This window comes from Mesorhizobium sp. M7A.T.Ca.US.000.02.2.1 (genome assembly GCF_003996995.1).
Taxonomy (GTDB): domain Bacteria; phylum Pseudomonadota; class Alphaproteobacteria; order Rhizobiales; family Rhizobiaceae; genus Mesorhizobium.
On record NZ_RZTT01000380.1, the window covers coordinates 1 to 5,847 of the forward strand.

Genomic DNA, 5,847 nt, shown 5'->3' on the forward strand with positions numbered 1-5,847 from the left:
GCGATGCTGCGATTTGCAGCAATTCGCCGGTGCCGTTTCGCTCGGCGATGTTCGCTGCGTACTGCCGGGCGACGGCGACGGTCGAGGTCTGTGGATCGCCGAGGGCGCGGAAAAGCAGTTCGCGCGCCAGTCCCCTCAGGAAGTTGGCGATCGAAAGCGCGGTCTCGGATGGAATGGCATGGCTTTGGCTTGCATCGCGCAGCCGAAGGACCTCCAGGCCGACGGTGACGGCGGCGACTCCGCCGCCCAGAACCGCATCGCCCTTCTGACCGGCATTCTGCACCAGCGGCATCAGCTGGTTGATGCGGTCGTAGGCGAGGCTCTCGAAGGCCGACCGCCTCGGCACCCGCTCATGCAGGCAAAGTCGCGCCAGATCCTCGCGCATGGCGCGCACGATCCGGTTGGCCGCGAGCCACGGATCGGCTGGCAGCACGACGATGAAGACACCGATCGCCAGCAGGATGCCGACCAGGATCGACGCCGACCCGGCGAAGAAGGGTACGGGATCGTAGGTCATCGCCTGGTGCGGGCTCAGGAAGGCGAGGAAGTTGATGGCGAAGGCCGTCGCCACGCCGACATAGCGTGGATTGGCCATGGCCAGCGCCGTCGGTACAAGAATGGGCACGACAAACAGCATGAACCAGCCGAAGCCCGGCAAAGCGGGCAGCGCGATCTGGCCGACGAGAAAGGCAAAGGGCAAAGCGAGCAGCGTTCCCTTGAAGAAACCCCAGGCGACCTGCACAGGGTCGGGGCGAGCAGCAAACAGGCTCGATACGACAGCAACGAGGATGACCGTGCCGGCCGCTTCCGACCATTTCGTCGTCAACCAGAAGGCCGCGACCAGCAGCGTGGCAAGGGCAGCACGCACGGCGTTACGCGATGCGCCGGCGTAATCGCGATGCACCACCAGCGCAGGCTGCCTGCTGCCCCTGGCCAGGCGCGTGGCAGGCGCGCGCAGGGCGTCGAGGCCGCGCAGCACCTGCTTGAGCGCCTCGGCGAAATCGGCGGCAATGGTCAGGCGGGTGATGGTGCCGACCCTGTCGTCGCCCTGGTCGGTCGAGGCATCTGGCATTTGCCGGGCGTTTCCGGCAATCGCATCGAGCCGAGCCATCCACAGCGCCGTATCGTCCAGCGCGCCGGGCTTGGTCGCCAGCTCGCTGACCAGCGACTGCAGTTCCGAGCGCACCGGGATGAGCGCCGCATTCTTCGGGGCGGCGTGCGAATGCAGCGCGCGTGCCGCCGACAGGGCCGAGAGCAGCTGTCCGATGGTGCGACGGACTGGATGGGCGCGCGGCGCGAAGCTCGGCGCCTCGAGCCTGGCATAGGCGCGCATCTCGCCGAGCGTCTGGGCATCAGTGATCAGCTTTCGGTGCAGCGTGGACAGCGTTGCCGGGTCGCCGCCGGAGAACGCACCGCCGGCATAGCTGGCAAGATCAAGGATACAGCGTTTCAGGCGCGAGACGATGGCGTCGCTGGCCAGTTTTGGCAGGATCAGGCGGCTGGTCAGGCCGGCGCAGACAATGCCAAGCACGATCTCGGCACATCGCGCGACCGCGAGGTCGACGACGAGATGCGGTTGTCCGAAGGCGGGCAGGCCGATGATCATTGCGGTGTAGCCGGCGAGCGCGGCGCCATAGGCTTCCGGATTGCGCAGCAGCGACGAGACGAAGGTGCAGATGCCGATCCAGACGGCAAGCACCGTCACCAGCACCCAGGGGTTGGTGCCGAATACGGTGGTGATGCCGATCGCCGCGACGCCGCCGACCAGCGTGCCGAGCAGCCGGTAGAAGCCCTTCGCCAGCACCATGCCGGCAACCGGCTGGGCGACGATGAACACCGTCATCATGGCCCATTGCGGGTGGTCGAGTTTTAGGGCGTAGGCGGCCAGCAGTGCGCTCAGCCCGGCTGAAACGGTGCGAAGAGCGAAAATCCAATCCGACCGCGTCGGTTGCGTCAGGTCGGCCAAACTGGTTTCGAAATAGCCTTTCAGCCGTGCCGCAATCACACGCTGGTCTCCATATCAGAAGCGCAAGCTAAACCGGCTGATGGCTAGATATCCAGCACTTCCGTCTCGGCGAATTCGGCGCGTTCCTGGATGAAGCGGAAGCGGGCTTCCGGCTTGGTGCCCATCAACGCATCGACGGCGTCCTTGGTCGCCGCCTCGGCGTCGATAACGTCGATCCTGAGCAGCGTGCGCTTCCTCGGATCCATGGTGGTTTCCTTGAGCTGGGCCGCCATCATCTCGCCCAGGCCCTTGAAGCGGCCGAGTTCGACCTTGCCGCGCCCGGTGAATTCGGTGCGCAGGAGCTCGTCCTTGTGCGCGTCGTCCCGGGCATAGGCGACCTTGCCGCCTTGCCTGATCGAGTAAAGCGGCGGCACCGCCAGATAGAGGTGGCCACCACGCACCAGCGCCGGCATCTCCTGGTAGAAGAAGGTGATCAGCAGCGAGGCGATATGGGCGCCGTCGACATCAGCGTCGGTCATGATGATCACGCGGTCGTAGCGCAAATCCTCGTCGCGGTATTTCGACCGCGTGCCGCAGCCGAGCGCCTGGATCAGGTCCGAGATCTGCTGGTTGCCGGCGAGCTTGTCGTTGCCGGCGCTGGCGACGTTGAGGATCTTGCCGCGCAATGGCAGCACCGCCTGGCTGGCGCGGTCCCGCGCCTGCTTGGCTGAGCCGCCGGCCGAGTCACCTTCGACGATGAACAGTTCAGCGCCGGCCGCGGCATTCTGCGTGCAATCGGCGAGCTTGCCCGGCAGCCGCAGTTTGCGCACCGCGCTCTTGCGCGACACCTCTTTTTCCTGCCGTCGGCGCACCCTCTCGTCGGCGCGCGCGATCACCCATTCGAGCAGCTTCGAGGCTTCCTGCGGATTGTCGGCCAGCCAATGGTCGAACGGATCGCGGATCGCGGTCTCGACAATTCGAATTGCCTCGATCGTCGCCAGCCTGTCCTTGGTCTGGCCGACGAATTCCGGCTCGCGGATGAACACCGACAGCATGCCCGCCGCCGAGATCATGACGTCTTCCGAGGTCACGATCGAGGCGCGCTTGTTGCCGACGAGATCGGCATAGGCGCGCAGGCCCCGCGTCAGCACGTTGCGGAAGCCGGCTTCGTGGGTGCCGCCTTCGCCGGTCGGGATGGTGTTGCAGTAGGAATTGATGAAGCCGTCGCCGCCGAACCAGGTCACCGCCCATTCGAGCGAGCCATGGCCGCCTTGTTTCTCGCTCTTGCCGGCGAAGATTTCGCGAGTCACCTGGAAGTCGTCGCCGAGCGATGCCTTGAGATAATCCTTCAGGCCGCCGGGAAAATGGAATTCAGCCTTGGCCGGTGTCTGATCTTTTTCCTTGATCAGCGACGGATCGCAGGTCCAGCGGATCTCGACACCACCGAACAAATAGGCTTTCGAGCGCGTCATGCGGTAGAGCCGCGCCGGTTCGAACGCAGCGCCCTTGCCGAAAATCTGCTCGTCGGGGTGGAATCGGATCTTTGTGCCGCGCCGGTTGTGGATTTCGCCCAGTTGCTCCAGGCCGGTCACGGGAACGCCGCGCGAGAATTTTTGTCGATACAGTTGCCGTCCCCGCGCGACCTCGACCTCGAGATGGTCCGACAGCGCGTTGACCACGGACACGCCGACGCCATGCAGGCCGCCTGATGTCTCGTAAACCTTGGAGTCGAACTTGCCGCCCGAATGCAGCGTCGTCATGATCACTTCGAGCGCCGGCTTCTTGAACTTCGGGTGCGGATCGATCGGGATGCCGCGGCCATTGTCGGTCACGGCGAGATAGCCGTCGGCCGAGAGCTCGACATCGATGAAGGTGGCATGGCCGGCTACCGCCTCGTCCATCGAATTGTCGATGACCTCGGCGAACAGATGGTGCATCGCCTTGTCGTCGGTGCCGCCGATATACATGCCTGGCCGGCGGCGCACCGGCTCCAGCCCTTCCAGCACCTCGATGTCGGCAGCGCTATAGCCCTCGCTGCCATCCTTGATTGAGGCAGGACGCTTGGTGGCCTGCACCAGCGGATCCGCCGGGCGCGCCGGTGTGCGAACCGGCTGCGGCTGTTTGTCCATATTGCCGAAGAGATCGTTGTTGTCGTCCATGCCTGCCATAGGGTCCGGTGCTGCGAATCACCTCGCGATACTGCCACGCTTTTCAGCGCCAAGCGACCGAGGTTCCTGTTCCGTTCGGGGATCTGATCCCTCTTAACCCAAAACCATTCGATAACCAAGCTGGCGGAAATAGGTCCGATGCCGCCGCGCAAGATTCCTGATTCTTTAACAATGCGGCCTAGCGTAAGCCCAACAAAACAAGAAACTGCTGATATCAGGGGTTTAGGCGTGAGGGGCAAGGCCATATCGATGATCGGCATCGCCGCCGTTTTCGGGGCGATCTCGATCTTTGCCGCGGATTTCTGGGTCAAAAGCCAGGCCAAGGCCGATTCCGAAGAGAAGACGTCGTCGATCCCGGCACCTGTTATGCCGAAGGTCGAGTTCAAGACCATCGTGGTGGCGAATGCCCCATTGCGCTACGGCATGGCGCTCGACCGCGCGCAGCTCAGCGAAATCCCGTGGTCGCAAGAGGCCGTGCCGCAGGGCGCCTTCACCACCATCAATGCCTTGCTCGCCGATGGCAGCCGCGTGGTGCTGTCGCCGATCGAGGTCAACGAACCGGTGCTGCTGACCAAGCTGTCCGGTCCGAACGGCCGCGCGACACTCTCCAACATGATGACGCCTGGAATGCGGGCGGTCACCATCCGCACCGATGAGATCGCCGGTGTCGGCGGCTTCGTCACGCCCGGTGACCGCGTGGACGTGGTGCTGACGCGCGATGCCGGCGAAATTCAGGAAGTGGCCAAGAATGCGCAAGGGGCCGCCGGTTCGACCATCACCTCCGAGATCGTCGTTGCCGATGCCAAGGTGCTGAGCGTCGGGCAGGGCGCCGACGAGCGCCAGACGACGCCGCAGATTTCCAATTCGGTGACTATCGAGGTGACGACAGACGGCGCGCAGAAAGTGGCGTTGGCCCGCACCGTCGGCACCTTGTCCCTGTCGCTTCGATCCGCCAGCGAAGGCGGTGACGGCAAGAACGGCGTCACCACCATCTCCTCCTTCGGCGGATCGGTCGCCTCGGATGTGCAGGCCGCGGCCGGCTCGGTGTTCGACGCCGTCACCAAGGAGCCGGAGAAACCGAAGTTCAAGACGGTCATCGTCACGCGCGGCACGAAGGCCGAGGAATACCAGGTTCCTTCGCGGGACCAGAAATAAGCCAGTGGGGACTGGGTGAGGGACGGGACAATGTTCGGGCTGTTCACATATCGGGTCATGGGGCGGTTGCGCATTTTGCGTGCGGTGGCTGTCGCGTCTTCGCTGGCTGCTGCCGCGATGCTGGCTTTCGGCGCCTCGGCGAGAGCTGACAACGACATCGTCTATGTGTCGTCGACCAAGAATGCGTCGATCAAGGTTGCCAAGGGCAAGCCGAAGACGATCATGACCAGTGCCGCCTTCTACCAGATCGTCATCGGCGATCCGGAGATCGCCAACGTCAATCCGCTGACCGACAAATCCTTCTACGTGCTCGGCAACAATCTCGGCACTACCGGCATTGCGCTGTTCGATGAGAAGAAGCAGCTTGTCGGCACCGTCGACATCGAGGTGACGCTCGACACAGACCAGCTGGCCAGCACCATTCGGGCCAGCGTGCCGGATGCCAGGATCAAGGTCGGATCGGCCAACGGCCGGGTCGTGCTGTCGGGCGAGGCGGATGACGCGGTCGCCGCCGAAAAGGCAAACAAGATCGCGACGCGCTTTTCCGGCACCGAGGAGGTCATCAACTCGGTCAACATC

General features: G+C 64.1%; 4 protein-coding genes. 2 read left to right on the forward strand and 2 right to left on the reverse strand.

The annotated features are described in order from the left end of the window. Together EOD15_RS27005 and parE are read right to left on the reverse strand one after the other, a co-directional pair. Positions 1 to 2,005, reverse strand: a 2,005-nt coding sequence (locus EOD15_RS27005) for an FUSC family protein (RefSeq protein WP_148129651.1), incomplete at its 3' end; no start/stop codon positions are given. Positions 2,006 to 2,049: 44 nt separating this feature from the next. Then, the gene (parE, locus tag EOD15_RS27010) at positions 2,050 to 4,104 is read right to left on the reverse strand and encodes a DNA topoisomerase IV subunit B (RefSeq protein ID WP_127270722.1); all 2,055 of its coding nucleotides are present in this window, start codon (positions 4,102 to 4,104) and stop codon (positions 2,050 to 2,052) included. A 237-nt stretch (positions 4,105 to 4,341) separates the two neighbouring features. On the opposite strand from parE, the gene cpaB reads away from it, so the two are divergent. Beyond that, complete coding sequence (gene cpaB / locus EOD15_RS27015) at positions 4,342 to 5,268, forward strand: Flp pilus assembly protein CpaB (RefSeq protein ID WP_245463773.1); 927 nt, start codon at positions 4,342 to 4,344, stop codon at positions 5,266 to 5,268. 30 nt (positions 5,269 to 5,298) lie between these two features. Further along, on the forward strand, positions 5,299 to 5,847 hold a 549-nt coding region (locus tag EOD15_RS27020), incomplete at its 3' end, for a pilus assembly protein N-terminal domain-containing protein (protein WP_127409003.1).

Bases quoted from the DNA above. Each gene is read 5' to 3' on its own strand.
- parE (WP_127270722.1), bottom strand. From the start codon at position 4,104: ATGGACGACAACAACGATCTCTTCGGCAATATGGACAAACAGCCGCAG.